This window comes from Paenibacillus sp. NPDC057934 (assembly GCF_042887565.1).
Lineage (GTDB): Bacteria > Bacillota > Bacilli > Paenibacillales > Paenibacillaceae > Paenibacillus_AQ.
The window spans coordinates 766,493-791,674 of record NZ_JBHVPB010000001.1 but is presented as its reverse complement, the minus strand read 5'-3'; the positions used below and the strand labels follow the sequence as shown (position 1 = coordinate 791,674).

The window sequence follows — 25,182 nt, the reverse complement described above, 5'->3', positions numbered from 1 at the left end:
CCACTATTTACAATAGTGGGAGGGTCACGGTGAAGACGGTCCCTTCACCTACACTGCTGGAGACCTCCACGGTTCCGGCATGTGCTTCAACAATCTTTTGCACAATGGCAAGTCCCAGGCCGCTGCTATGCGTCTCATGGGTGCGCGCCCGGTCGACTTTATAGAAACGGTCGAAGATCATTGGTAATTCTTCTTCGGCGATGCCTTCACCAGTATCTGTGACCGATACAATACAATTTCCTCCGGCTGTTTTGGAGGTTATGGCGATGGAGCCGCCGACAGGCGTGTATTTTATCGCATTGGACACCAGGTTCATCCACACTTGATAGAGCAGATTAGAATCAGCATGGATACTGATATCCGCGAGATTTAAACGCACAGCGAGCTGCTTCTCCGTCAGTCTCCACTCCATAATCTGCACAACCTGACGCAATTGGGCCTTGAGATCGAAGTCTTTCTTGGTCAGCGCTTCGGCATCATAATCCAGCGAAGACAACGTAAGCAATTGCTTGCTAAGCAGCGACAGACGGCGGCTCTCTCCGTCAATGATGGTGAGATACTCCAGCCGCTGCTCTTCCGGCAGCGAGGTTTCCCTCAGCGCATGTGCAAAGCCCTGAATCGAGGTAAGCGGCGATTCAATCTCATGCGAGACATTGGCGACAAACTCCTGCCGTGCCCGGTTCGTCCGTTCCAGCTCCCGGCTCATCACCATAAAATGAGAAGCCAGCTGGCCGATCTCGTCCTTCCCCCACGTATTCAGCCTGATATCGTACCGGCCCTTGGAGATCCGCTTCGTGGCTGTAGTCAGCCGTGTGATTGGCCGAACAATATGAAGTACACCGATCATCACAAAGCCCAGACTGATCAGAAGCGTGAAGCCGATAATCATTGCAAAAAAGATCCGCAGCTCCCCGAACTGAACCTGAGCATCCGGCCGCAGGAACAATGCATAAGTGCCTGCCGCCGTGCTGATCGGCACGCCAATTGAATTCCGCAGCTGATTGTCAAAAAAACCGGTGATAAACGGCTTGCTAGGAAACTCAGCAATTCCGTGGTATATCTGACCTCCAAGCACTGTGTTGATCTGCTCTTTCTCCAGATCCTTGACCCGGAAGGGTTCGCCATAGGTTCGCTCGTCACCCTCTCCGTTCGTCAAGTAGAGCCGGTAGCCGAGGGCGGCCGTGCTTTGCAGATAATCCTCTTGCGACTCCGGGTGCGTGGCAATAAACTGCTGGATTTGTACAGCCATCCCGGTTAGCTTCGCATCGTTCTCCGGCTTGACCTGGGACTGATAGTAGAGATTAGAGATCAGGAAGCCGAGCAGACTGCTCACGATAATGATAGAGCAAAAGACAATACACATCCGGACATACAAGGACTTCATGCGTTCACCATCTCCACCTTGTAGCCGATGCCACGCACCGTCCGAATCACAAAATCATCTTGATACCCGGCAAACCGCTGCCGCAGCCGCTTAATATGTACGTCAACCGTCCGCTCATCCCCCTCGTAGCCCGCTCCCCAGACCAGTTCAATCAGCTCGGAGCGTGAGAACAACCGGCCCGGATATTGAGCCAGTTGTGCCAGCAGCTCGAATTCCTTCACAGGAAGCAGGAGGACATCCTCTCCATCGTTAATCTCATAATTTTTGCGGTCAATGACAAGGGAATTCAGGCGGATCTTATCGTTGGAAGCCACAGAATAACGCCGGAACAATGCCTTCATCCGAAACAGCAGCTCCTCCGGCTCAAAGGGCTTGGTCAAATAATCGTCAGTTCCCCGCAGATACCCTTGCTCTTTGTCACTGAGCTGCTGCCGTGCCGTCAGAAGGATGATCGGGATATCGTACGTCTCACGGATATATTGGCACAACTCCAGTCCATCGACATGGGGCATCATTACATCGACAATCGCCATGTCGACCGTGTACTCTTTTAACACTGTAATCCCTTCCCGGCCATCCTTGGCTTCCAGCACTTGATACCCTTCTCTTGTCAGCACATGCTTCAATAAGGTGCGGATGTTCATATCATCATCGGTTACTAGAATCTTCTTCATTGCTTCTCACTCACTCTCTGCCATACCTGGACATCATATAATGCTCCCATAGTATCAACATTAGAGCGATTCAACAACTTTATCTATTCGACAATAGGTAGGCTTAATCGGCTGTGGAACGGATGAAGGGAATAATGCTCTCTTTTAGGGAAAGCAAAGGCCCACCAACAAAACGCTCCAGATCATGCGAGGTGGATGCGGTATCAAGTCTGGATAAGAATGGGTAGATCCAGTTCTGCACCCCTGCGTCCTGCATATGAACCACTGGCTGACCAGCCATCTCCGACAGTACCACTGCCAGCTGACCAAAATCCCATGTCTCTGAGGCAGTCAATTCATAAATGCTATTCTCATGGCCGGAAGAAGCCAGTATGCGGGCCGTTCCAAGGGCGAGATCACGGCGCGTGACGGTGTTGAACACCCAGTCTCCCGGAGCAGTAGTCAGTTCTCCACTGGCAAGTGCTTCATTCAATCCAAGTACACCGACAAAATCCGTATATAAGGCATTGCGTAGAAAGGTATAGTTTAAGTCAGAATCGAGAATCGCCTGCTCGGTGCGCAGATGCATATTATGTTGTGGATCTGCACCCGGCTTTGGAAAAGCAAAACTTGTGTACAGGAAATGTTTGACCTTCGCTTTCTTGGCTGCTTCGATAACATGACTATGCTGAACAAAGCGCACATTGTCATCGGTATTCGAACTGGAGATGAGCAGCAGCTTGGTAACCCCGGCGAAGGCTTCCTCAAGGGTATCCGGCTGATCATAATCCACAGTCCGAATCTTTACTCCGAGAGACTGCAAGTACTCTGTCTTCTGCGGGTCCCGCACACCTGCAATCAACTGCTCTGGGGGAATTATCTCTGCGAGTCTTTCGATAATTTTAGTGCCAAGCTGTCCAGTTGCTCCGGTAATTAGTATCGACATGAATAACGTCCTTTCAATTCCATGAATTTAGTTAAGTTATTAACTATATGATTAAAAAGAGTACGCTGATCCAATCAGCTACTCTCTGGTCAACTTCCGCAACAATCCCATCAGCTGATGGATTTCCTGCGGCTCCAGCCGCTGCATCTGCTCGCCCACCGCTTGCCGGTTCTCTGGTAAATACTCCTCCAGCAACGCTTCACCTTTACCAGTCAAAGAAATCACTGTCTTCCTGCCATCGGCTGCATCACTGGCCCGGCTGATATAGCCGTCCTTTTCGATCGGGGTCAGTAGCAGGCTAATATTTGCCTTGGTAACCCCGATGATCAACGCCAGCTCGGAGGGCAGGATGCTGCCGCCCTGTTTGGCGATCTCAACCAGGATACGGATTCTCGCACCATTAAGGCCCTTGGATTGCCAGTATTTCTCGGAAACAGCTACCAGCTTAGCCGTTGTCTCCACCAAAGTGAAGAACGCCTCCGTATGCAGCGGCTGGTTCAGTACATATTTCTGCAAATCATCCATAACTTCGTTGTCAGCTCCAATTAGTTAATAACTTAACTATATTCAAAATACACTACTCCCTCAGACTTGTCAAAACTGAATTTTTCTGCCCCTTCAACTATTACACAAAGAAGCCCCGAAGCCATAGCTTCAGGGCACACAATTATCGCTTCAATGATGACCCAGACCCTTGATTTCGGTGATAGCTTTACGCCGATTAGACCAGCACAGTCTTCGTACTTACCGGCTCTTCACTGTATCTCGTTCTACCTTCCGGCAAAACCTCCAGCTTAATTAGCTCGGAACGGCTGGCCAAGCGGATTGGCGGCCCCCACGTACCGAAGCCAGAAGAGACTACTACATGCAGGTTTTCTTTTTGCAGATAACCCCAGTCAAGCTCAAACAATCGTTTGGTTATCCAGTGGTTGGGTGCGATCTGACCACGGTGCGTATGACCCGAGAGCAGAACGTCCACACCTGCCTGGGCTGCAGCTCCAAAACCGGTCGGTTGATGGTCCATCATGATGACAGGTTTGGAATGGTCAATTCCCTCAAGCAGCGCAGGTACGCTTAATCTGCCACCGGCCTCCATCGTTTCCGCAGTTTTGTCCTTACGACCTACGATATAAACGCCGGCTGTCTCCACAACTTCGTCCTGTAGCACTCTGATCCCGATGCTTTTCATCACTTGAGTATATTCCTCGATGGAGCCGCCATAGTATTCATGGTTCCCCAGCACAGCATATACGCCATAACGGGCTTTAAGCAGTTTTAACTGCTCACTCATCTTATTACGAACGAACGGCTCGATGCTGTCATCCAGCACATCCCCGGCCAGCAGGACAATATCCGGCTGCATACGGTTGATCTCAGCCACCATTTTTTTCAGATGCCGATTGCCGACGATGTTCCCCAGATGCAGGTCAGATGCTACGGCAACGGTCAGCGGCTTCCGAGTTCCACGCGATTTGGCGATGGGCAGCGAATGATTTCGCACAACTGTACTCCAAGCATTTCTGGAGCCCCAAATCAGGAATAGAGCCAACAACACCAATAGCACTCCGCCAGCATCCGCGACAAAGGAATCAGGCACCTTACCGCTCCAGTAGAGCAGCATGTAGACCAAATCTGTCAAAGGCAGCAGGAGAATAGCAAATTCCATACAAGCCAAGTAGTATGAGCCTACGACCTTAAACAGTCTTCCAGTTGGTTTAAGCGCCTGCGGCCATGGAATCATTCCGATGACGTATGCCAGAGCAACAACTGTAAAGAGACTCCAGAACAAGGCCGGATACGATCCTGGCAACCATTCCTGAACCAACAACCACAGGTGATAGCCGATGTAATAATTCACTAGAACCAACCCAAGCAGCATCAATACTCCCGAGGCTATTCTTTGCAAAGTCTTCATTATGTTTCTCCCCTTCACTGCGTTCTTCTGTATCTATCTCAAATCATAACACAAACCGTTAGCACAGTATAAAATCCACGCAGGGAATCGTCAAAGACCGCAGATTTATTCCTGCTGTAATGGCCCTCGCTCGTTTCTATTTTTGAAACTTTTACGCATTTTTTAAGGTTTATTTTTAACTTCCGTTATTATAAAGACAGCTTTAACTGCAAGACTTCTCCGGAGAAGGAACTTGAGCAACAGAGCTTCAAGAGAGGAAGTGACTTGATCCCTAATGTCAGCCAAGATTTATATCGCTCTACTCTCCCTTGCCATCAGCGCGTTTGCTATCGGCACAACGGAGTTTGTCCTGGTAGGGCTGCTGCAAACGGTAGCAGATGATCTTTCCATCAGTATCACACGAGCAGGAACACTTATTTCCGGCTATGCCGTCGCAATTGCCGTAGGAACTCCGTTCATCGCGACCTTTTCAGGACGTTTTCCCAAAAAGCAGCTTCTGCTCCTTTTGATGGCCATATTTACCTTAGGCAACTTGCTGGCAGCATTCTCGCATTCGTATGGTCTGCTAATGTTGTCACGGGTCATTACAGCCATCGCCCACGGTGTGTATTTTGCAGTAGCAGCTACCGTTGCTGTGGACATGGTTCCCGCCAGTCATAAAGGTACCGCTGTCTCGATCATGTTCACCGGACTAACCGTAGCCACCATTGCCGGCGTTCCCATGGGAACGTATATCGGCCAGCATTTCGGCTGGCGGGCTACCTTTGGCGTTGTAGCCGCACTTGGTTTCATAGCTTTGGTCTCCAATGGTCTGGCGATCGGTAAGGTTAATCAGGATTCGAGCAAGCTTCGCTTAAGCGATATCAGAAAGCTGGTCTTTAACAACCGCATCCTGCTGGCCTTACTGATGACCGTACTCGGCTTCGGGGGAACGTTTACCTTATTCACTTACCTTACTCCTATTCTGGAAAATATCAGCGGCTATTCGCCCGGCTCCATTACGCTTCTGCTGCTAGTCTATGGGGTTGCTGTTGCGATAGGCAACCTAGTCGGCGGAAAACTCGCCAATGCGCACCCTGTAAAATCGCTGCGGCTTGTGTTTTTGTGCCAAAGCATTGTATTACTGTTGCAAATCGTACTGCTGCCGAGCAAGCAACTGACCATTCTGGGGCTTATCTTAATGGGCTTCTTCGCCTTCATGATGTCTCCGGGAGTACAGGCCTACATCCTGACACTCGCTGAAAAGTTCGCCCCGTCAGCTAAAAATCTGGCATCAGCACTGAATATTTCCGCCTTTAATATCGGCATTGCGGCTGGCTCTACCATAGGAGGCTATGCCGTGGACCATCTGGGTTACTTGGACACTGCTTGGCTTGGAGCGATCATGGTGTGCGGAGCTATGCTTTTGGCCATGCTGAACTATCGTCTAGACAGACAACAACAACTTTTTGAGGAGTGAAATTATGATGAATCTTCAATCGCTGGAACAACTGGAGAACCAACTCCAATTAGATCATTTTACTAACGAGGATGCCCTGGAGCTCGGATTTACCATTATCAACTATGCCAAAGAACAAGGCACCTCAATTGCCGTTCATATTGAGCGGAACCGCGTCCCATTGTTCACCCATCTGATGGAAGGCACCTCTGATGAGAATTACCACTGGCTCTTCCGTAAAAAGCGGGTAACCGACCACTACAACCGTAGCTCCGCTTACATTGCTGAACGTTTCGCCCAGAATGGAACTACGCATACAGAGAGCTCTCTTCTATCACCGATTGAATATCAGGCGGTCGGCGGTACCTTTCCGCTTCGCATCAAAAACGTAGGTGTAATAGGCTCCGTTACAGTAGCCGGACTAACAGGTCAACTTGACCATGATTATGCGGTAGAGGGCCTTAAGCGATTTATAGATAGTAATTAATTCAGGGGAAACGTCGGGAAAATGCGGCTGAACAATGCCAAGCCAATTTCTAAGACGTTTCCCTTTTTTTCAACTTTAAGGTATTAGTGCATCTCATACAATAAAATCCAAGATAAATGAGAAGCTTTTATGATTACTATTGCGCTAAATCAAGGATTTGGCGGCTTCATCTTTAGTAGCACTTGCATGAATGTTGTACAATTGAACTAGACACGATAAGGAGTGAATCTGATTGAAAAATAACAGTCTTGCCTTCACACCGCTCCGAAGCGCAAAGCCCGGGGAAATCATTACTTTCGGCACTTATCCGCAAATGCTTCATGACACGGACAAAACGCCGATCAAGTGGCGGGTGCTGCAAAATTCAGGTAGAGATTTGTTCGTTTTGAGCGAGTACATTTTGGACTGTAAGCGATATCATGATGAGAATGTGAATATCACATGGCATGACTCTGATCTGCGAAGGTGGCTGAACGAAGAGTTTTATCATGCCGCGTTCAATGATGCTGAGATGAAGTTCATCGAGCCAACACTTTGCGCTGACAACGGGGACGGAAGTTCAGACACGGAGGACAAGGTATTTCTGCTCAGTGTTACCGAGGTAAAAGAACTGACCTCTAAACTTGACGAAGTCTCTTTAAGCGCAAAACGCCGGGCCATAGGAACGGAATTATCCAAAATAAAAAAGAACGACGGATGTCGCTTGTATGTGTATGATAAAACAGTCAAAGCTGACTATATCATCGAAAATGGCGAGGAACTCGGCTGTTCATGGTGGTGGCTGAGAACTCAACTTAATATTTCTTCCCGCGCGTTTTTTGTTGGTCCTCGAAGCAGTGTTCGCAGTTATGGTCGTGTCAACTTAGCTTGTTACGGCGTGCGCCCCGCTTTAAAGATTAATCTTCAGTGATAAAAAACGGGGCCATCCCGGTTGGCATCCTTATTCATTCTCCAGCAGTTTCGAGATCTGCATGCTGCATTCCAGCAATTGTCTGCTCAGCGCCCGGTCTTTCTTTTTGGTCATCCGTGCAGAAGGGCCTGAGATGGCAACAGCAGCTATAGCAGTCTCTTTATAAAAAACAGGAGCCGCAATACAGCGGAGGCCAATTTCCGTCTCTTCGTCATCAATGGCATACCCTTGCTGGCGAATCACTTTAAGATGCTCTCTCAGCAAGTGGAAATCGTCAAAGGTATTTTGGGTTTTTTTGTGCTGGATAACGCTCTTCAGTATAGCTTCCAGCTTGCGTTCATCCAGATGAGCAAGAATGGCTTTGCCGAAGGCGCTCAGATGTGCGTAAGCCTGGTCGCCCACCTTGGAATGAATCCGCATCGTATGTGTTCCTTCTACCACTTGGGTTGTCACGACATGGTTACCGTTAAGAATCCCAATGTACAGGGTCTCACCGACCTCACGGCTCAAATGATACAACGGTGGGACAGCCACCCACTCCAGTCTAGGGGAAGGGTGACTCACGGCTCCGCCTATTTTCTCCGTCACACTATAAGCAAAATCCGTCTTTTTCACATAGCCTGCAAGCTCCAGGGTATACAGCAAGCGATATACGGTAGATTTATTCAGATTAACGATCTGGATGATCTCACTTAGTTTCATAGACTCTGTCTGCTGCAGCGTATCCAGGATCAGAAGCCCTTTTTTTAAAGTCGCCGATTCATATTGCTTCAAGTTACTCACCTCTTGTCTGTGGTGTAGCCATAATAAATCAAAGGCAGCAGTAGATCAAATATTGATCCATTCATATCAACTATTGAAATATAATTTCTGTATGCAAAAAGCCAGCAAACTCCGGCTAGGAAGCTTGCTGGCTTTAAATCATGTTATACAGCCTTGCCACGGCTGGCCATATATTCACCGATGAGCTTGTCACACTTGTTAATGTGATTAACAAGCCAATCCGTCAAGGTGCGGTTCAGCTTGATGGTAGATAGCACGGACACGCCCTTGGCGTTGATCATTTCTTCCAGCTCAAGTACCGTTTTCACAAAACCCGCGTGGGTCTTACGATGCTCCGCCAGCTCCGGGAAATCAATCTCTCCCATCAGCTCTTCTTCACTGCCGAAATGCTCGATAGTGTATTCCTTCAGGAATTGCAGTGTTTCCATAATCTTATCCCGGCCCTGCTGATTCGAGCATGCTTCGAAAAACTCGTTGAGCTTCGCCAACAGCTGTCGGTGCTGACAGTCAATCTTTTCTACCCCAATATCATAAGAATCTTTCCAGGCAATCATTGGCCTCATCCCTTCGTTATCCCAAACCATTCGAATGGGAAATAAGGTATATTCTGCACCATTTTGCATGAAAGTTCAGTTAACAACATCACACGACAATTTTCTACATAAAATATTATCGTTGCGGTCTATCTATGGCTCCACTCTGATTATATCGGTACAGCTTCGATGGGCGATGTCCAGCATCTTTGGTGAACTCTTCGGTTTCGGTAACGGCATCGGCCATTTTACGGCGGAAAGCCGCGGCCAGCAGCTCTTTTCCGAGGATAATCTCATAGACCCGCTGTAATTCAGACAATGTGAATAATGGTGGCATCAAGTTAAACACGATATCGGTATACTCAGCTTTGCCTCTCAGACGCTCGATCGCATACTCAATCATGATGGAATGGTCAAACGCTATTCCCTCGCTCTCTACAATCTCACGTGACAGCTTTTTGATACGTCCCTTTACGGACTCCACAATCCGCACAACTGCAGAGAGGGTCTCTTGCTCATTCTGAAGTTTGATGCGAACCCGCTTCTCTGTCTCTGTCCCCTGCTCGGTGATTGTTCTGTGCTCTGCCTCTATCACATATGACACATCGAACCAAGCTGCCTCCGCCGCGTCGTCCCCGGCCTGCACATCCAGCGTAGTTCGGTCAACGAGTGCCATGTACGAACAACTAATAACTCGTGTACGCGGATCACGGTGCACAGCTCCCCAGGTAAACAGCTGCTCCATATACAGATCCTCTATATTGGTTTCACTGTATAGCTCTCGTCTTGCCGCATCCTCAATGCTTTCATCTACAGCTACGAAGCCGCCCGGCAGTGCCCACTGGCCCAGGTACGGATGCTCGCCCCGTTTGATCAACAATAGCTGGAGAGATTTCTGGGGAAGCTTGCGGTAATTGTTTTGTTCCAGGTCCATCACGGTAAAAATCAGCATATCCACTGTCACCGAAGGATGTTCATACGCATCAGCATCATAAGTCGCCAGAAATTGTGCTTCAGTTAAACCATTGGCATTAGTAAGAGGGTGATCAGACATAGGTTACAGTGCTCCTTTTCTATAAAAACATTAATATTATCCAGTTGTTAATATCATATTGTAATTATACACACATCTCCCTGTGCCCAGTCAATAACGCAGAAAAACCAGGAACATCCTCATAAGAGGAATATCCCTGGTTCTATTAAACAGGCTCAATATGGACAAGCACGTAAGAAACCTGGTGACGATCTTTCAGTTGATCTTCAATTTCTTCGGTAATGTCGTGACTCTGAACCACATTCAGCTTGGCATCCACCAGCACGGTTGTATCCACCAAGACGTTATTGCCGTGCACACGGGCCTTAATATCTTTGATCGACTGCACACCATCAATTTCGGCCACCGTATTCTTCATCCGTTCAAGTTCTGCCGCGTCAAATCCGTCTGTGAGGTCATGAGTAGCCTTACGGAAGATATCGAATGCGGTTTTGCAGATCATCAGGCCGACGATGATCGCCGTTAGCGGGTCCAGCCAGGGAATCCCAAACTGAGAGCCGATAATCCCGATAAGAGCGCCTATGCTGACCAATGCATCCGAGCGGTTATCCTGCGCCACAGCTTCGATGGCATTGCTGTTAATACGCCGCGCCAGCTTAATGTTGTACATGTAGACTGCCATCATGATGACTGCACTTCCCGCTGCTGTCCAGGCGGCGATCAGATCCGGTGTCGCAAGTGACGGCTCCATAAATTTGTTCACACCCTGGTACAAGACCTGAAGTCCGACCGCGATCATAATAAAAGAGGCAATCATTGCCGCAATCGTCTCCGCACGGAAATGTCCGTAACGGTGATTAGAGTCCGGAGGTCTGCGCGATATTTTCAACCCCGTCAGTACAGCAATAGAAGCTATAATATCCGTAGTATTGTTCAATCCGTCGGCAAGCAGCGCCTGGGAACCCGAGATGGTTCCTATGAACAGCTTGACGGCGGATAACAAAATATACGTTGCTATGCTTAGCCAGGCACCTCTTTCACCCTGTTTAATGTCTTTGTAATTATCCAAAACCAGTAACCCCCAAGCAGTAGTATTGTTCTATATTACACGCAGCTAATCGGGTGGGTCTAGAGAAACAGTGTTGCCGAGTGGCGCAAGAGTTACCCCTGCCAAATAGAGTTGGGACACATGAATTTTGTTGTCGTATGCAACATTATTTGGCTTCGTTCAACTTTTTAGCTTGAACGGGCTATAACAAACATGAAAAATCCCCACAGCCATAGGGCTGCAGGGATTAGTTTGTGCTAGTCTGATGTTATTCAGCTGGAGCAGTAAAGCTACGGGTAGCAAACTCAGCATCCAGCATATAGAACGCGTTGCTGTCTTTTTCGATACGTTTCAGCTTGGAGATAATGTTGCTGAACAACGCTTCTTCTTCCACTTGCTCGTCAATGAACCATTTCAGGAAGTAGATGGTCGCATGCTCGCGCTCATCCAAAGCAATGTCTGCAAGATGGTAGAACTTCTTGGTGTTCTGTTGCTCATGAGCATACGCATGTTCAAACGCGTCGAGCATCGAACTGTATTCATTCTTCGGCTCTTTGAGCGCAGCCAGTGTTGCCCGTTTATCACGGTCATTGAGGAATCTGTATATTTTCATTGCGTGAAATCTTTCTTCTTCAGCCTGAACCAAGAAGAAATTAGCAAATCCGTCGAGACTCTCACCGGAACAATAAGCAGCCATAGCCAGGTAAACGTGAGCGGAATAGAACTCAAAGTTCATCTGTTCATTAAGTGCATTAAATAATTCGTCTTTCATGGACACGTCACCTCAATTTTTAAATTTAAAATATGTATCGTTTCCTGACTATCTTATCACTCAGACGGATAATGGGGCAAGTCTGCTCCCAGGGCTACTTCTCAATATCACTTCTCAGAGTACTTCCCGCAACCGCTTCTCCTTGGGAGAGATAGACGGATAATGGTATTATGGAATTTAAAGGTGGATACACTAAAGCAGGTCTGAATGATACCACCCGATATTACTTTGCGTAGAGGAAAGGAAGATTCTAACTAATGAAAGTAAGAGATCGCCTAACGATATTTCCCTTATATAAAAAACGCTTTGCTCCCATTGCTTCAGTTCTGCTCCTGATTCCGCTAATCAGCGGCTGTGGAAGCAGTACGTCCTCATCCATAGCGTCCACACGGGCGCCTGCCGCAGCACCAACCGTGTCAGCATCTGGGCTGTCCACAACAGAAGCTAACCTCTCAGCACCTACGCCCGCAACGCCTACGGCAGAGCCTGATCCTGTAGCCCTTCAGCTTGAGTCCCTAACCCTTGAGGAGAAGATCGGACAAATGCTGCTGGTCGGCATTAACGGGACTACCCTGGATGCGGGGGCCAAACGGATGATCACAGAGGATAAAGTAGGCGGTATTATCCTCTATGGCAACAACATCGAGAATGTGCAAGGGATGGTCAAATTGGTTAATGCCATGAAGAAAAGTAATACAGCCAATCCTGCTCCCCTGTTCATGAGTGTCGATCAGGAAGGCGGCAAGGTCAGCCGTATGCCTGCGGAGTACGTCACTATCCCCTCTAACGCCAAGGTTGGCCTCCGCAATGACGTGAACGCTGCACGGACCATGGGCACGCTGCTGGCTCGGGAGGTGCGGTCCGCAGGGTTCAATATGAACTTCGCTCCGGTACTGGACATTAACAGTAATCCCAAGAATCCTGTCATCGGCGACCGTTCTTTCGGCAATTCGGCAGACACCGTTGTGAGATTGGGCATTGCTGAGATGAAAGGCATCGAGAGCGAAAGCGTTGTTCCGGTAGTGAAGCATTTCCCTGGACATGGGGATACCTCTGTAGACTCTCATCTGGAGTTGCCTGTTGTGAATAAAACAAGGGAGCAACTGGCCCTACTAGAATGGCTCCCCTTCCAGGCTGCCATTAAGGAAAATGCCGATGCGGTCATGGTAGCCCACATTTTGTTTCCCAAGCTAGACCTCGACAAACCAGCCTCCTTGTCCCGTACGATCATTGGCGATTTGCTTCGGGAAGAGATGGGCTACAAGGGTGTCGTTATTACCGATGACCTGACGATGGGCGCGATTATGAAGCACTTCGATCTGGGCCAAGCTGCGCTTGACAGTGTCAATGCCGGCAGCGATATTCTGCTGGTCGCTCACGGATATGACAATGAGAAACGTGTCCGCGAGGCGATTCTGCAGAACGTAAAGAACGGTAAGCTCAAGGAATCGCGAATTGACGAGAGTGTCTACCGTATTTTAGCGTTAAAGCATAAATACGGACTGACTGACAACTCTGTCCCCGTTCCTGATCTTACCGTCCTCAATAAAGATATTAAAGCCTGGCGTTCAACAATTGCTAAATAACTATGGTGCTACTGGAGAACAACCGTATCCCCGGGCTTAAGTCCGGTCAAAATCTCTGTCTTGTCGGTTGTCTCCAGTCCAATCTTGATATCTCTCCGCTCAACCTCACCATTGCCCTTATCCAGCATGACATAAGCAGCATCGCCATCATGAATTACGGCCATACTGGAGACTACTGTTGCATTTTCTTTTCGGATAGCTTCAATCTCGCCATTCAGACTTAGACCGCCGATGAGATGCTCGTTGGAATCAAGCTTAATAATGACTTCAAATTGAGGCACTTGACTGGTGTTATTCGTCTGTCCCGAGGTGGTAGTGGCAAATTTGGCTACCTTGGTCACTTCGCCAGACAGCTTCTCTTCTTTGAGTGCAGTCATTTTCACGTCTACCTTCATGCCGGTTTTGATCCGGAATACATCCTGCTCTCCCACCAGTGCGACAAATTCAACCTTGCTAAGATCGACAATCTTGCCGATGTACTGGTTGTCCGTCACCGTCTGTGGACGTTCGCTGGTGCTGTCGAAAAGGAAAATCCCACTTGCCGGAGCACGATAGATCGCTGTATTCAGCCTCTCCTTCTTGCTGGCAAGCTCCCGGGCCTGAATCTCCGAAGTCACCTCGTTCAGTTCATCGCCGATCCGCTTAGCTTCCTGGGAAGCCAGTACCTTCAATCGATCCGCCTCGGTGGCACCCAGCGCGGCACTCTCCTCATCCTGCTGGCTCATGAAAGCATTCAGCTCCGCTTCCAGCTTACCTTTACGGATCGTCGCTTCCTGTGTCGCAATATCGTTCTTTAGTGTCTCCTGATCCAGAGTATACAGGATATCGCCTTTCTTAACTTGTCCACCATTCTCTACCTTCCAGGCAGTCACCTTGGAAGCAAACGGCGCATAGACGAGCGTTTCATGTTCATATTGAGACTTCCCTTTAACCTGAATCGTCTTATTAATCGTCTCCTGAGTAACAGGGAAGGTAATGCTTTGCACCGGCTCCTCCATCGGCGGCGCTTCCTGCGGCTTGAACATTTTGTCATAAGCGAAATAACCGGCTACGGCTACAATCGCTAGGATGATGACCCACTTTATAATCCTTTTCATTCCCTCGGCTTCCTTTCTGCCACAAAATACTAATCCCGTTTGATAGCCGTGAGCGCATTGGTTCTCGATGCACTGATGGCCGGATAAATCCCTGATAAAACACCTGTCATAATGGCGAATGCGATACCGATCGGAATCGTCATTAGCGGAATGGCGATGACAAGACCACCCTCACTTCCACCCATACCGCCGGCAGAGCCGATTATTTTGTTCATGCCGGTAACGATCAAATACGAGAATACTACGCCCAGCAGGCCGCCCAGAAAACCAAGTAATGCCGCTTCCGTGATGAACATATTACGTATTTGCCGCATATTGGCGCCCAGTACCTTCATAATCCCGATCTGTCGACGGCGTTGATGCGAAGACATGGTCATCGCAACAATAATGGAAATGGAGGCAATAATCAGAATGAATATTCCGACGCCGAGTGCTACTTTTTTGATCATGCTGAACTGCTCTGCAAGCATTTCCTTCTGATACAAATTCGTGCTGGTGTTCAGGGTAAGCTTCTGAATGAGCTTCTCCAACGCTACAATGTTATCAATGCTATCCACCTTGATAATCGCATTGTTATAGACACCTGCTTGTCCATTGGAATCATTGTTTAGATTGAGTTCCTCCCGCAGACGCTCAGCCGTTTCCAGAGACACGTAGATCTTCTTGTCATACATCGCCATATTGTCATCCATTCCTTTGGGCTTGGCGAGAATCCCCATGACTCGAATGGAGGAACTGACAATAGTCTTGCCGGTGCTAAAGTCGGTCGACTGGAACTGAATCTGCTGCTGATACAGATCCGCTGGCAGGCGGCTAAGGTTATCGTATTGTTGCCTGAGGTCATTGTTGTATGGATCATTCCCCATCGCTTCATACAGACTTTGCCTTGTCTCATTATCAATCAGACCCAGTGTCGCCCCGTAATTCAGCACGGCCATTCCTGCTAGCTCAGAAGGTCCTCCCTGCTTGAAGGTATTATCGTACTTTGTCAGCAGGCTAAGATTGGTACCTATGACCTGAATATCAGATATTTTGTTGTCATTCGTGAGCATCTGAAGCCAGCCAATATCCTGAAAAGGAGCAGCCGCATTCACATGCTTAAGTCCAGAGATGATCTCCAGCTTCTGCCGGGTCAGCTTGCCGGGATCGAGCTTCTCGTTATCCCCTGCGCCCTGGCTTCCATTCTTCCCCTGCGTGGGTACACCACTGTTGGGGGTTACGGTGATCTCATCCATCTTGAATCGGCTGTTGATCTCTTTCTCTGTGTACGCCTGCGCCGAATCTCCGAGACTGAGCGCCACGATAATGGCAGCACATCCGATAGAAATCCCTGCCATACACAGCCCCGTAACCACCTTACGTCGTTTGATCTGATCCCAGGCCAGACGCGAAATATCTCTAACTCTCATTCTGCTCTCCTCCTTTGGACTCCACTTCGACAGGAGGCTGTTCTTCGGTGATCATAAATCCGTCCCGCAGTGTGAAGATGCGCTGCATCTGTTCTGCGACCTCGATCTCATGCGTAACCACTATAAAGGTTGTTTTCATTTTCTTGTTCAAATCCAGCAGAATCGTGATGATCTCTTCCTCTGTTTTGGAATCCAGGTTCCCGGTTGGTTCATCTGCGAAAATAACGGATGGTTCTGTGATCAGGGACCGCGCGATACTAACACGCTGCTGCTGACCACCGGACAGCTGTGCAGGAAATAGATTAGCTTTATCTGGAATGCCCACCGCTTCCAACAACTCCAACGCCTTTTTCTTGCGCACAGATGGAGATATAGACTGGAAGACCAGCGGCAGCTCCACGTTCTCGCGTACGGTCAGGCTAGTAATAAGCTCATACGCCTGAAAAATGAATCCGATGTTCTTTCGCCGGAACTCTGACAATTTGTTCTCGCTCATTTTCACAATATCATGGTCGGCAATGTAAATATGTCCTTCCGTAGGCTTCATTAGCCCCGCCATCAGGTTGAGCATGGTCGACTTCCCGGAGCCTGAGCTGCCCAGCAGCGCGACCATCTCGCCCTTCTGAACCGAGAAGTTGATGTCATGCAACACGGCGGTTGTTTCATTGCCGTTCTTGAAAGAATGGGTTACTTTTTCCACTCGCAACATACAAGCTGCTCCTTCTGTACTTTAATAGAGAGTCTTATTTGTCTGACGTCAGCGTCCTGTCAATGTACAGGGTGTATGCCTGGCTGGCCAACTCAATCCGTTCCCCTTGGAATTCGTCGTAAAGGGTGATTCGGTAAGCTCCTCCATTCACCAGCTTCTTGTAAGTCGTGTTGCTGAAGGAGAGACTGAACGTATTGTTACTGCCCTCGGTAAGATCTGTGCCGATAGTCAGATTTTTTTCCTGGGATTGGCCATAAGGATCTGTCATTTTAAGAACCAGCTTGTGGTTAAAGGTCCCCATATCATAGTTAACATCACGTAGCAGATCATAGTTCATTATGATATTGATCGTATCTGTGCCCAGCAGGTTCCGGCCATCGGATCTAAGCATAGACAAGGTGTACGGGTATAGCGTGACTTTCGACAAATTGTTCTCTGGCGGAGTCGCCACTGGATTGAGATCCAGTGAGGCAATGTTAATAAATCCGGTTGGTTCCTGTCCCGGTTCACTTAGCTTATTGCCCGTGATGCCAGGTCCTAGGTACAACGCAACATCGGACAAATTCACCGACTTAGGAACCTTTGCCCAGAACGTGACCAACTGCTTGCCGCCTGGTGTTGCAGAAGTGTCGGGCTGGTTGGATACCGCTTCAAAAAGATCACCGTTCGGCGTTGCAAAGTAGCCTTGTATACGAGCCATCTTACTCTGTCTCTTCTCTTCGCTGCTCAGCAGCAGTTCGGAGTACACAATGTTGGAGTTAATTCCTTCATAGATCGTGGTCTTGTTCTCCTGAACCTTGGCATTCTTGCCTTTGGCAATGACATCGTAGCTTCCGCCACGCTCAATCTGCGCCACAGCATTGATCATACTGTCTGTAGCTAACGACAGGAAAGAGACATTCTCTTCTTTGACGGTTGTGTACAAGTTGATATTCAGCTTATCGAACTTCTGCGTGTAAGGAACCTTGGCCATCACATAGATGTCCGCCGATTTACCAGGTGCGAGCGATTGGAACTCCTTGTCCATAAACAGTTCTGTCGAACCGGCAATATCGTTGTTGTCCAGCTTAATGGACCCTTTTAGATCAGGCAGAGACAAGCTTACAGACTGAGTGTTATTAATATTCAGCTTGGCAACGAGGATATCGTCGTCTTTCCACGGAAAACGCTGCACAGAAAGCAAACGGTAATTGAAAGTCCCGTAATCATTCGTTGTTCTATAATCCTGCCCCTTCTGGGTATCTGGTCTTAACGTATACGGGATGGAGAAATACGCCACTGGGATGGTCAGCTTGGCCGTATTACTGCCAGTTCCCGAACCTGTTCCGGCATCACTGCCACCACTCCCAGTATTGTCCGGTGAGATGGACTTATCTGGCGTAGAACCAACGGATTCAATCATTTGCAGCTGCAACGTGTTCTGTTCAACTGATAGCGGAATCTGGGCCTTAAGCGAGATCACTTTCTCCTCAAGTGGCTTCAAGAGAAGTCCGTTAATTCCATTTGCGTTTACTGGGAAAGAGGTTCCTTTGGCAGACTTCACTGTCAGCTCATAATTAGGCAAGGTTACGGCCTTGTTCCCGGTATTCTTGAAACGGAGCTGGAAGGTCCACATACCGGTTTCGTTCTCTGCATAGACCGCTGCATTACTCAATTGGGTCTCTACAGAATTATTGTTGATGATGATTTTTTTGGTAACACCCTTAGCGACCGTCAAATCAGGTGTTGTAGCAGCCGGAAGCTTGTAAGCGGACTGTGGAAGGTCCACCTTCAATGTCTCGTCTCTTTGCACGAATTGCAGTCTCATATTATCGGTCTTGAGGTAGGATGGAATTTCGGTCAAATAATAGATGGTCTTCTTCTCTTGCGGTTGTATCTTGTATCCGGCCTGCGAACTGTCTAATGCCAGCTCAAAGGCGGTTCCGCTTGCCGTTACTAAGTAAGCCTTATAACCGGGATCACTGAGAACTTTGTTCCCTTTATTAGTTACACTCAGGCCAATCTTGGCGTAGACTTTACTGCTATATTTATAGATTTGGAAGGATTCTGAAGACGCAGCAACGGGAATGTCGCTCATGGTAGTGTTCAGGATTTTCCCATGAAGTGTCGACTGGGAATAGCTTGCAGGAACACTTATGGATCCGGCTTGTCGCAGATAGCCCTTGGCTTTGGCGTCCCAGACATGCATCGCAATCTTGATACCGTTCAAGGAGTTGGTCTTGCCAACGTTAACATAATAGGTTACACGCAGATTTTGCTTGGAATCAATACTTTTCTTCAGTGCATCTGTCGTTATAGGAGTTCCAGGGATAACCGTACCACCAGAAGTGACCACCCGTGAAAAATAGTTGATCAGACCGGCTTTGCTACCGCCCCCGTTGGCATAATTCAGGGTATACGTGAGGATATTCCCCCCCGTTTGTGGCCACAGCCGGATATCCTCAAGGGTAGCATTGACCCCTGCTCCCAGCTGTACACTGCCTAAATTGGTTGTTGTACTTGGTTCCAGGGCCGCTACTTTGGTCGGTGAATTGATATTATTAGTAGTGTTGACCGGAGCTGCAGACGCTGAGTAAGCCGATAGTTGACTGATGATAAAAGTGCTGAGCAGCATGGCTACATATGTACGTCTATGTTTTCTCATTGATTTCCCTCCAAACGTATTTACAAAGATTATTATAGAGGCTAACTCTATGGGAATTGTGTCCAAGTTGTAACCCTTATGTTAGAGTTGTACAAAAGAATAGACGAGGAGGTCATTTCTATGATGCCGGAGACGGTTTCGCCAGAATCCAGATCGGGTCAGAAACCTGAAGATAGTTTTATGCAAGGAGTCAGGGATTGTCTGCCCACCTTGCTAGGATATCTCAGTATAGGCTTTGCGGCCGGGGTTGTGGAGAAGACTGCAGGCTTGTCCATTCCCGAGATTGCCTTAATGTCTCTTATTCTCTATGCAGGCTCCGGCCAGTTCATTGCGGCTGGAATGATCGCAGCCGGTAGCACCGCGTCCAGCATTGTGTTCACGATTCTATTCGTGAATCTGCGGCATGTGCTGTTAAGCGCAGCCCTGTCCCCCTATTTCCGACATTTGAAGCCACTCCGCAATATGCTTGTAGGTTCTTTACTAACCGATGAGACCTTTGGTGTGGCCATTAACACAGGTACTGCCAAAGGGCGCCTCAGTGAGAAATGGATGCATGGACTAAATGTCGCTGCTTATCTGAATTGGTTTCTGGCCAACATCCTGGGTGCGTTCTTTGGACAATGGATTGCGAACCCCGAGCGCTGGGGTCTCGACTTTGCCCTGCCTGCTATGTTTATCGGACTGTTGGTACTTACCCTCTTGAGCAGAAAAAAATATGTACAGGATATTCTGGTCGGACTAGCAGCAGGTCTGATCGCCGTGCTTGTATCCTTGCTGTGGTCACCAAGTCTTGGCGTGATTGCTGCAACAATAATTGCCTCAACATTAGGGATGGTGATAGAAAAATGGAAATAAGGCTGGATATCTTCCTGATCATAGTCGGTGCTGCGCTGGTGACATTTATCCCAAGGGTCCTGCCATTAATGCTCCTAAGCCGAATCACTATTCCCGAGTGGGGCATGCGCTGGTTGAACAATATCCCTATCGCCGTGATGGCAGCGCTGATCGCCCAGGAATTATTCATTCAAGACGATAAGCTTGCCGGTTTCTCGCACAGCGCAGAGTGGATTGCGGCTCTGCCAACCTTCTGGATTGCTATCAAAACACGCAGTTTGCTCGGCACCGTCATTGCTGGAATCCTCTCACTTATGGTTTTACGCTTCTTCTTCTAATTGGGTTTCAACTGGAAATTAATTTCCGTGAAAAAAAGCAGCAGCCCGAACACTGACCGATTGTCAGAAGAGGGCTGCTGCTTTTTTGGGGGACTCATTATAGAAATTCAGGTTTTCGATTTCTGAAACACCGTGATCTGTGCCACATCGGCATCGGTAAGCTCTTCCTGACCATACCTGGCCTGATCGTACAGATCAAGCAACCTCTCTTCAGGCATAGTGGCAGTGTCCCTGCCTTCCTTGCGTTTCCGATTTCGGCCGGCACCCCACACCGCTGTGTCGGCCCCCGTCTCTTGCGGGGTCAGATGCTTCTTGATCTCATAACCATTCTCCTGCTTAGAGCGCAGCCACTGGCGGTATAGCCACCTCACCCGCTCCCGATTGCCCTGCATATGCTCCCAGCGATCCCGCCGGCCACCGCTAACAGCCGTGGTCCAGAATTGTCTGAAATTCTGCAACGTTTTCTCCCAGGCAAAGACACTGCTCTCTTCATCCTGATAAGTCTCATTGCCACGGCTTGGCTGCTTGCGCATCAACATGGCTAGTACAGCGGCAATGGCCTTGTGCACCAGACCACCAGTGTTTCTGTAGAGCCAGCGCAAGATATAAAAGACAACTATTGCGATTACGGCTGCTACGATAACATAGGACAGCACATTGAAGATATGCGCGATAAGACCGGGGTCTCTCGCTTCCGCTGGTGGCATTTCCGTTGTAGCACGTGCTGGTTCATTCGGCTGCAGCGGAGTTTCTTCCGAGCCGGATAATAGCCGGGCGATCCAGGATAACAGCTGGCGAAGTCCACCGAAGAGCAGACCACCAATTATCCGCCCTGCGCCTGCTGCCAGAGCTACCGCTGCAACCACAACAAGGAGTACAGAAATGCGGTTATGGAGCCGCAAGCCTGGCGGCAAGGATGAGGTCCGGCCGGAAAGAGATGTATAACGCAAATGATCGCTATTGGATGCTAGGAGAACAATAATAACGCTCAGACTACCACACCAGGTAAGGAGTGTCGACCATGGCTCAAGCTGTGAGACTTTCGGAAACACTATAGCGGCTATAAAATAGAGACCGATTCCGCTGTAATACGTTGTATTCCGGCCGATTCTAGATTCGGTAGTCAGACCGAGATAGGTACAGATTAGGCAGGCGATAGCCACAGAAATGCTTGCTAATGATACTCCGGAAAATAGAAGTCCGACCACCGCTCCTAGCAGTATAGACACCACTAACTGTCTCCACTTGATATTACAAAGAGACCGAAGTAGCACGCCAGCCAATGACAACAGTGCAAATAAGATCATCCATAACGGAGTCGTATGCTCAGGAAGAAGATATGTAGCATACAGCATCAGAAGGGGCAAAAATAACAGCAGCTCCATCAGCACATGAGCCCCGAATATCAACGAATCTTGCAAAAATCGCCGGGACGGATGCTTCATGCGCTCTCCCTCCCTTGCTCCGGAATGGTAAGCCATTCCACACCATTGCCTTCTTGCATAAGCAGTCCGGCCGCCTCCAGCAGCTCCGCGCCTTGATGACAGGTTATGATCAGATAGTCTGTGTCTCTGACCCCGCTCTCGGCTTGCAGCTCTAGCAGACGATTCATTGGCAGTGTCCGGTCAAGCGTCAATCGCGCAAGAAGTTCGAGCATCTCTTCCTGCTGGGTTATGGGCCCAGAAAGGACAGGCTCACGGGCATCGCCATTTACTAGTCTCCCATTACAGATGAAACCGGTCTCAATGCCATGGTCCAGTGCATATCCGGCAACAGCCGCTGCATAACGGATGCCAAGCTCTATTCGTTCCACATCCGTTATGTTCCTCCACATGGATTCGCTAACCTCTACATTAAGACAGATCATCAGCCGGGAATCCGCTGAATAATCATTCTTGTGAACCTGCATCACTCCGGTACGCGCCGTAGCCTTCCAATTGACCATGCCCATGGAATCTCCCGTGCTGTACTCACGGATACCCGCAGTCAGGAAGGGATCTTCTACAATCCAGCGCTTGATGGCCAATTCACCCAGCCAGCTGTGTACCGGCAGAGGAACCTCATCAAAGTTGATAAGTTCCGGGTAGACTAGCAGTTCCAACTGAAGGGGAAACGTCTTAACGACCCTACTAAAGCCGAACAGGTCACCAGTAGTCATGGTCACCGATTCCAGTGTATAGAAGCCTCTCCGTTCACCTACCAAGGTATGGCGACGTTTGATATGACGGTAGGAGCGCAAATAGAACAGGCTGAGATGATTCTGATAGATGTCACCGGAGCTGATGCCCAGATTCTCCTGTTTGCCGAATTCCAGCCCTGTAGCGATACTGGATTCCATACGCAACCAGGGAAGCGGCAGCAGCTTCGCATTCACAATCTCTTCAACCATCTCCAGCTTTTCACCTGCATAAACAGCTTTTCTGGAGAAATATCGGTCGTAGCTTAACGCCTTCAGGGCATTCTTCTGATAAATGAAGGATATGATTAGCAGCAACGCCGCCGCAAAGAGGATGAACCACACTAAAGCCATGGCTTAGTCCGCCCTTCCGCCTTTGGCAGTCAGGAGCGGTTCAGCTGGCACTTCCACTTCGCGCAGTACCTGTTCTACAACTTCAGCGGCCTGCCCCTCCCGTGCTTTCATGCCCTGATGCAGAAGCAGACGGTGTGCCAGTACAGGCACAGCCACAGTCTTGATATCATCCGGTGTTACGAAGGAACGCCCCTGAATGAGCGCATACCCTTGAGCAGATCTTAACAGCGCGCCGCTGGCCCGTGGGCTCGCCCCCAGCCTCACCGCGGTAGACCTTCGGGTAGCTTCAGTGATGCGAACGATATAAGCGAGAAGATCATCGCTGACGCTAATCTCAGCTGCCAGCTGCTGTACAGCACGGATATCCTCCCCCGATGCTACCGCTGTCAGATTCTCAAGCGGATTGCCGAGCCGGAACCTTTGCAGAATATGTACCCCTTCTTCTAGAGATGGATAGCCGGTCTTAATCCGCATTAGGAAGCGGTCAAGCTGGGCTTCCGGCAGCGGAAACGTGCCCTGATTGTCCACCGGATTCTGAGTCGCAATTACAAGAAACGGTGACTCCAGCCCATGCGTTACTCCATCAATGGTAATTTGGCGTTCCTCCATGCATTCCAGTAGACTGGATTGTGTCCGCGGCGTAGCGCGGTTGATTTCGTCCGCCAGCAAAATACTGGCGAATACAGGCCCTGGACGGAACTGAAATTCCCCAGTCTTCTGATTATAATAATTAATACCGCTCAAATCGGAGGGTAGAAGGTCCGGTGTGAACTGAATTCGTTTGAAGTGACAGTCCAGTGACTTGGCTAGAGCCTTGGCAAGCAAGGTTTTGCCCGTTCCGGGCACATCCTCCAGCAGCACATGGCCATTAGCTAGCAATGCGGTCAGCAGTAGATCCACTCCGTCTATTTTCCCAACGATAACTTTGGCCAGGTTCTGGCGAATATCTTCGATAAGTCTCTTACCTTCAAGGATATCTATCATGGATAACACTTCCTATCTGATTAAAGGTATCTACTATAGGATAATCATACCAGAAAGCGTATACATTATAAATGTCCGGATAATGTCTATTTCAATGGTCTTTTCCGGAAACGGATAAGGGCAATGATAAAATAAAACACTGGAAGGCAGTCCACCCCGAACCAGATACTAACAGCCACCATTGAGTTGTAATCCCGGTCGTATCTCGCCACATTTTGCGAATAGAGAAAGGCAATGACAAGGGCACTCAGCGTCAGGGCTTGCACCATGTACTTCTTCCCTTTGTTGTTGGTCAGATTGGATAAGCACCGGACAGCGACATAAATGAGAAAAGCACTGTGGACAAACAGCGAGGAAGACCATATCCCGATTAGAAGCGGATCTACATTTCCTATAATATTGTCGTGTGTAGAACTGCGGATCATCTCCAGAAATGGATACTGGATTTGCGGGCCAAGATAGGCTCCCAGGTTCAGCAGAGTCAATAGCCACCCTATAAGGATCGATACCATAACCAACAGCGAGGCCATCGTCAGCTTTTTATAGACATGTTTATCGAGTTTGAGTTCTGGCACAATGAATAGAAAGACGATCCACTCCGAAACCCAGGAAGTCACAATCCATGAATCCTTAGCGGCTACAATCGGGTCATGATAATGCACTAGCGCGGGCAGCATGTTAAGATCCACTTCCTGCACGAACAAAAACACTGTGAAGAGCGATGCCGAAACAATCAGCAGAAACAACCCATCCGTCATATAGATCAAGCTTGAGAGACGGAGCTTCGCCGTGTACAGGATGACCAGTCCTACGATCAGCTGAATAAACCATGGGGGGGTTCCCCGCAAGTAATTGGAGCCGAAGAACAACACGAAATTCTCCAGATCCAAAGACACATAGTATATACACCAACACAACAGCAGCACAATGACAGCCTTATGGACCCATTTGCCGACAATACTGCCGCCGAAGTCCACCCAGGCTTGTCCCTGTTTCAACCGTCCGACATAAACTGTACAGAACATCATCCCGATGCTAAGCAACGTACCGCCCATCACCGCCATCCAGGATTGATAAGTGGGACTTGAAATCAGAGTGGGCACGAGGAAAATGGAGGCTTGTGAATTGAGATAAATAAACGCGAATCGGGTAAGCTGCCATTTTGTTGTGCGCATGTGCTACTCCTTT

The 25,182-nt window shown here is 48.8% G+C and carries 24 protein-coding genes; 6 read left to right on the top strand and 18 right to left on the bottom strand.

Annotated features, from left to right (window positions below; all coding sequences use genetic code 11):
* Window positions 1–7: 7 nt before the first annotated feature.
* The 5 genes from ACFVRY_RS03800 to ACFVRY_RS03780 all read right to left on the bottom strand — a co-directional run bounded on the left by ACFVRY_RS03800 (window position 8) and on the right by ACFVRY_RS03780 (window position 4,898).
* The gene (locus ACFVRY_RS03800) at window positions 8–1,384 is read right to left on the bottom strand and encodes a sensor histidine kinase (protein WP_387497444.1); all 1,377 of its coding nucleotides are present in this window, start codon (window positions 1,382–1,384) and stop codon (window positions 8–10) included.
* Window positions 1,381–2,058, bottom strand: a complete 678-nt coding sequence (locus tag ACFVRY_RS03795; RefSeq protein WP_387497442.1) for a response regulator transcription factor — start codon at window positions 2,056–2,058, stop codon at window positions 1,381–1,383. The genes ACFVRY_RS03800 and ACFVRY_RS03795 overlap by 4 nt, the downstream gene beginning before the upstream one ends.
* Before the next feature lie 103 nt (window positions 2,059–2,161).
* Window positions 2,162–2,983, bottom strand: a complete 822-nt coding sequence (locus ACFVRY_RS03790) for an SDR family oxidoreductase (RefSeq protein ID WP_387497440.1) — start codon at window positions 2,981–2,983, stop codon at window positions 2,162–2,164.
* 78 nt (window positions 2,984–3,061) lie between these two features.
* Window positions 3,062–3,508, bottom strand: a complete 447-nt coding sequence (locus ACFVRY_RS03785; RefSeq protein ID WP_387497438.1) for a MarR family winged helix-turn-helix transcriptional regulator — start codon at window positions 3,506–3,508, stop codon at window positions 3,062–3,064.
* Window positions 3,509–3,704: 196 nt separating this feature from the next.
* Complete coding sequence (locus ACFVRY_RS03780; RefSeq protein WP_387497436.1) at window positions 3,705–4,898, bottom strand: metallophosphoesterase; 1,194 nt, start codon at window positions 4,896–4,898, stop codon at window positions 3,705–3,707.
* A gap of 274 nt (window positions 4,899–5,172) precedes the next feature.
* Between ACFVRY_RS03780 and ACFVRY_RS03775 the strand changes: the two genes are divergently transcribed.
* From ACFVRY_RS03775 to ACFVRY_RS03765, 3 genes are all read left to right on the top strand, one after another.
* Window positions 5,173–6,357, top strand: a complete 1,185-nt coding sequence (locus ACFVRY_RS03775) for an MFS transporter (protein ID WP_387497434.1) — start codon at window positions 5,173–5,175, stop codon at window positions 6,355–6,357.
* A gap of 4 nt (window positions 6,358–6,361) precedes the next feature.
* Window positions 6,362–6,823, top strand: a complete 462-nt coding sequence (locus tag ACFVRY_RS03770; RefSeq protein ID WP_387497432.1) for a heme-binding protein — start codon at window positions 6,362–6,364, stop codon at window positions 6,821–6,823.
* Between the two features lie 232 nt (window positions 6,824–7,055).
* Complete coding sequence (locus ACFVRY_RS03765; RefSeq protein ID WP_387497430.1) at window positions 7,056–7,733, top strand: DUF6273 domain-containing protein; 678 nt, start codon at window positions 7,056–7,058, stop codon at window positions 7,731–7,733.
* A 30-nt stretch (window positions 7,734–7,763) separates the two neighbouring features.
* Here ACFVRY_RS03765 and ACFVRY_RS03760 read toward each other — a convergent pair whose 3' ends face one another.
* From ACFVRY_RS03760 to ACFVRY_RS03740, 5 genes are all read right to left on the bottom strand, one after another.
* Entirely contained in the window at window positions 7,764–8,507 is a 744-nt protein-coding gene (locus ACFVRY_RS03760) for an IclR family transcriptional regulator (protein WP_387497428.1), read from the bottom strand.
* Window positions 8,508–8,659: 152 nt separating this feature from the next.
* Window positions 8,660–9,139: a bacteriohemerythrin gene (locus tag ACFVRY_RS03755; protein ID WP_387497426.1), complete on the bottom strand. Its 480-nt coding sequence runs from the start codon at window positions 9,137–9,139 to the stop codon at window positions 8,660–8,662.
* Between the two features lie 46 nt (window positions 9,140–9,185).
* A complete protein-coding gene (locus tag ACFVRY_RS03750) occupies window positions 9,186–10,103 on the bottom strand; it encodes an NUDIX hydrolase (RefSeq protein WP_387497424.1) in 918 nt (305 codons plus the stop codon).
* 145 nt (window positions 10,104–10,248) lie between these two features.
* Window positions 10,249–11,112, bottom strand: coding sequence for a cation diffusion facilitator family transporter (locus ACFVRY_RS03745; RefSeq protein ID WP_387497422.1), 864 nt, complete (start codon window positions 11,110–11,112; stop codon window positions 10,249–10,251).
* A 247-nt stretch (window positions 11,113–11,359) separates the two neighbouring features.
* On the bottom strand, window positions 11,360–11,863 hold the full coding sequence (locus ACFVRY_RS03740; protein WP_379466822.1) for a ferritin: 504 nt from the start codon (window positions 11,861–11,863) through the stop codon (window positions 11,360–11,362).
* Between the two features lie 257 nt (window positions 11,864–12,120).
* On the opposite strand from ACFVRY_RS03740, the gene nagZ reads away from it, so the two are divergent.
* Entirely contained in the window at window positions 12,121–13,449 is a 1,329-nt protein-coding gene (gene nagZ, locus ACFVRY_RS03735; protein WP_387497420.1) for a beta-N-acetylhexosaminidase, read from the top strand.
* An 8-nt stretch (window positions 13,450–13,457) separates the two neighbouring features.
* Here nagZ and ACFVRY_RS03730 read toward each other — a convergent pair whose 3' ends face one another.
* Genes ACFVRY_RS03730 through ACFVRY_RS03715 form a run of 4 tightly spaced genes read right to left on the bottom strand, consistent with a single transcriptional unit; the run spans window position 13,458 to window position 19,308 of the window.
* Entirely contained in the window at window positions 13,458–14,546 is a 1,089-nt protein-coding gene (locus tag ACFVRY_RS03730; protein ID WP_387497418.1) for an efflux RND transporter periplasmic adaptor subunit, read from the bottom strand.
* A 29-nt stretch (window positions 14,547–14,575) separates the two neighbouring features.
* Complete coding sequence (locus ACFVRY_RS03725) at window positions 14,576–15,955, bottom strand: ABC transporter permease (RefSeq protein WP_387497416.1); 1,380 nt, start codon at window positions 15,953–15,955, stop codon at window positions 14,576–14,578.
* On the bottom strand, window positions 15,945–16,664 hold the full coding sequence (locus ACFVRY_RS03720; RefSeq protein WP_387497414.1) for an ABC transporter ATP-binding protein: 720 nt from the start codon (window positions 16,662–16,664) through the stop codon (window positions 15,945–15,947). Before ACFVRY_RS03720 ends, ACFVRY_RS03725 begins: the two co-directional genes overlap by 11 nt.
* 34 nt (window positions 16,665–16,698) lie before the next feature.
* Window positions 16,699–19,308, bottom strand: a complete 2,610-nt coding sequence (locus tag ACFVRY_RS03715) for a hypothetical protein (RefSeq protein ID WP_387497412.1) — start codon at window positions 19,306–19,308, stop codon at window positions 16,699–16,701.
* Between the two features lie 120 nt (window positions 19,309–19,428).
* Here ACFVRY_RS03715 and ACFVRY_RS03710 point away from each other — a divergent pair, with 120 nt between their 5' ends.
* Together ACFVRY_RS03710 and ACFVRY_RS03705 are read left to right on the top strand one after the other, a co-directional pair.
* Window positions 19,429–20,163: an AzlC family ABC transporter permease gene (locus ACFVRY_RS03710; protein WP_387497410.1), complete on the top strand. Its 735-nt coding sequence runs from the start codon at window positions 19,429–19,431 to the stop codon at window positions 20,161–20,163.
* Entirely contained in the window at window positions 20,154–20,480 is a 327-nt protein-coding gene (locus ACFVRY_RS03705) for an AzlD domain-containing protein (protein ID WP_387497408.1), read from the top strand. The genes ACFVRY_RS03710 and ACFVRY_RS03705 overlap by 10 nt, the downstream gene beginning before the upstream one ends.
* Before the next feature lie 107 nt (window positions 20,481–20,587).
* Here the strand turns inward: ACFVRY_RS03705 and ACFVRY_RS03700 are convergent, their stop codons facing one another.
* The 4 genes from ACFVRY_RS03700 to ACFVRY_RS03685 all read right to left on the bottom strand — a co-directional run bounded on the left by ACFVRY_RS03700 (window position 20,588) and on the right by ACFVRY_RS03685 (window position 25,169).
* A complete protein-coding gene (locus ACFVRY_RS03700; protein WP_387497406.1) occupies window positions 20,588–21,925 on the bottom strand; it encodes a hypothetical protein in 1,338 nt (445 codons plus the stop codon).
* Window positions 21,922–23,010: a DUF58 domain-containing protein gene (locus tag ACFVRY_RS03695; RefSeq protein WP_387497404.1), complete on the bottom strand. Its 1,089-nt coding sequence runs from the start codon at window positions 23,008–23,010 to the stop codon at window positions 21,922–21,924. Before ACFVRY_RS03695 ends, ACFVRY_RS03700 begins: the two co-directional genes overlap by 4 nt.
* Before the next feature lie 3 nt (window positions 23,011–23,013).
* Window positions 23,014–23,994 carry an AAA family ATPase gene (locus ACFVRY_RS03690; RefSeq protein WP_387497402.1) on the bottom strand — a complete coding sequence of 327 codons (981 nt, stop codon included), beginning with the start codon at window positions 23,992–23,994 and terminating at the stop codon, window positions 23,014–23,016.
* Window positions 23,995–24,080: 86 nt separating this feature from the next.
* A complete protein-coding gene (locus ACFVRY_RS03685; protein ID WP_387497400.1) occupies window positions 24,081–25,169 on the bottom strand; it encodes a GerAB/ArcD/ProY family transporter in 1,089 nt (362 codons plus the stop codon).
* Window positions 25,170–25,182: the final 13 nt, after the last annotated feature.

What these genes read in the sequence shown, in the direction of transcription:
- ACFVRY_RS03780 (WP_387497436.1), bottom strand. Translation starts at nt 4,898, where the DNA reads ATGAAGACTTTGCAAAGAATAGCCTCGGGAGTATTGATGCTGCTTGGG.
- ACFVRY_RS03795 (WP_387497442.1), bottom strand. Translation starts at nt 2,058, where the DNA reads ATGAAGAAGATTCTAGTAACCGATGATGATATGAACATCCGCACCTTA.
- ACFVRY_RS03725 (WP_387497416.1), bottom strand. Translation starts at nt 15,955, where the DNA reads ATGAGAGTTAGAGATATTTCGCGTCTGGCCTGGGATCAGATCAAACGA.
- ACFVRY_RS03775 (WP_387497434.1), top strand. Translation starts at nt 5,173, where the DNA reads ATGTCAGCCAAGATTTATATCGCTCTACTCTCCCTTGCCATCAGCGCG.
- ACFVRY_RS03740 (WP_379466822.1), bottom strand. Translation starts at nt 11,863, where the DNA reads ATGAAAGACGAATTATTTAATGCACTTAATGAACAGATGAACTTTGAG.
- ACFVRY_RS03715 (WP_387497412.1), bottom strand. Translation starts at nt 19,308, where the DNA reads ATGAGAAAACATAGACGTACATATGTAGCCATGCTGCTCAGCACTTTT.
- ACFVRY_RS03710 (WP_387497410.1), top strand. Translation starts at nt 19,429, where the DNA reads ATGATGCCGGAGACGGTTTCGCCAGAATCCAGATCGGGTCAGAAACCT.
- ACFVRY_RS03790 (WP_387497440.1), bottom strand. Translation starts at nt 2,983, where the DNA reads ATGTCGATACTAATTACCGGAGCAACTGGACAGCTTGGCACTAAAATT.
- ACFVRY_RS03730 (WP_387497418.1), bottom strand. Translation starts at nt 14,546, where the DNA reads ATGAAAAGGATTATAAAGTGGGTCATCATCCTAGCGATTGTAGCCGTA.
- ACFVRY_RS03750 (WP_387497424.1), bottom strand. Translation starts at nt 10,103, where the DNA reads ATGTCTGATCACCCTCTTACTAATGCCAATGGTTTAACTGAAGCACAA.
- ACFVRY_RS03720 (WP_387497414.1), bottom strand. Translation starts at nt 16,664, where the DNA reads ATGTTGCGAGTGGAAAAAGTAACCCATTCTTTCAAGAACGGCAATGAA.
- ACFVRY_RS03705 (WP_387497408.1), top strand. Translation starts at nt 20,154, where the DNA reads ATGGAAATAAGGCTGGATATCTTCCTGATCATAGTCGGTGCTGCGCTG.
- ACFVRY_RS03685 (WP_387497400.1), bottom strand. Translation starts at nt 25,169, where the DNA reads ATGCGCACAACAAAATGGCAGCTTACCCGATTCGCGTTTATTTATCTC.
- ACFVRY_RS03800 (WP_387497444.1), bottom strand. Translation starts at nt 1,384, where the DNA reads ATGAAGTCCTTGTATGTCCGGATGTGTATTGTCTTTTGCTCTATCATT.
- ACFVRY_RS03700 (WP_387497406.1), bottom strand. Translation starts at nt 21,925, where the DNA reads ATGAAGCATCCGTCCCGGCGATTTTTGCAAGATTCGTTGATATTCGGG.
- ACFVRY_RS03755 (WP_387497426.1), bottom strand. Translation starts at nt 9,139, where the DNA reads ATGCAAAATGGTGCAGAATATACCTTATTTCCCATTCGAATGGTTTGG.
- ACFVRY_RS03695 (WP_387497404.1), bottom strand. Translation starts at nt 23,010, where the DNA reads ATGGCTTTAGTGTGGTTCATCCTCTTTGCGGCGGCGTTGCTGCTAATC.
- ACFVRY_RS03785 (WP_387497438.1), bottom strand. Translation starts at nt 3,508, where the DNA reads ATGGATGATTTGCAGAAATATGTACTGAACCAGCCGCTGCATACGGAG.
- nagZ (WP_387497420.1), top strand. Translation starts at nt 12,121, where the DNA reads ATGAAAGTAAGAGATCGCCTAACGATATTTCCCTTATATAAAAAACGC.
- ACFVRY_RS03770 (WP_387497432.1), top strand. Translation starts at nt 6,362, where the DNA reads ATGATGAATCTTCAATCGCTGGAACAACTGGAGAACCAACTCCAATTA.
- ACFVRY_RS03690 (WP_387497402.1), bottom strand. Translation starts at nt 23,994, where the DNA reads ATGATAGATATCCTTGAAGGTAAGAGACTTATCGAAGATATTCGCCAG.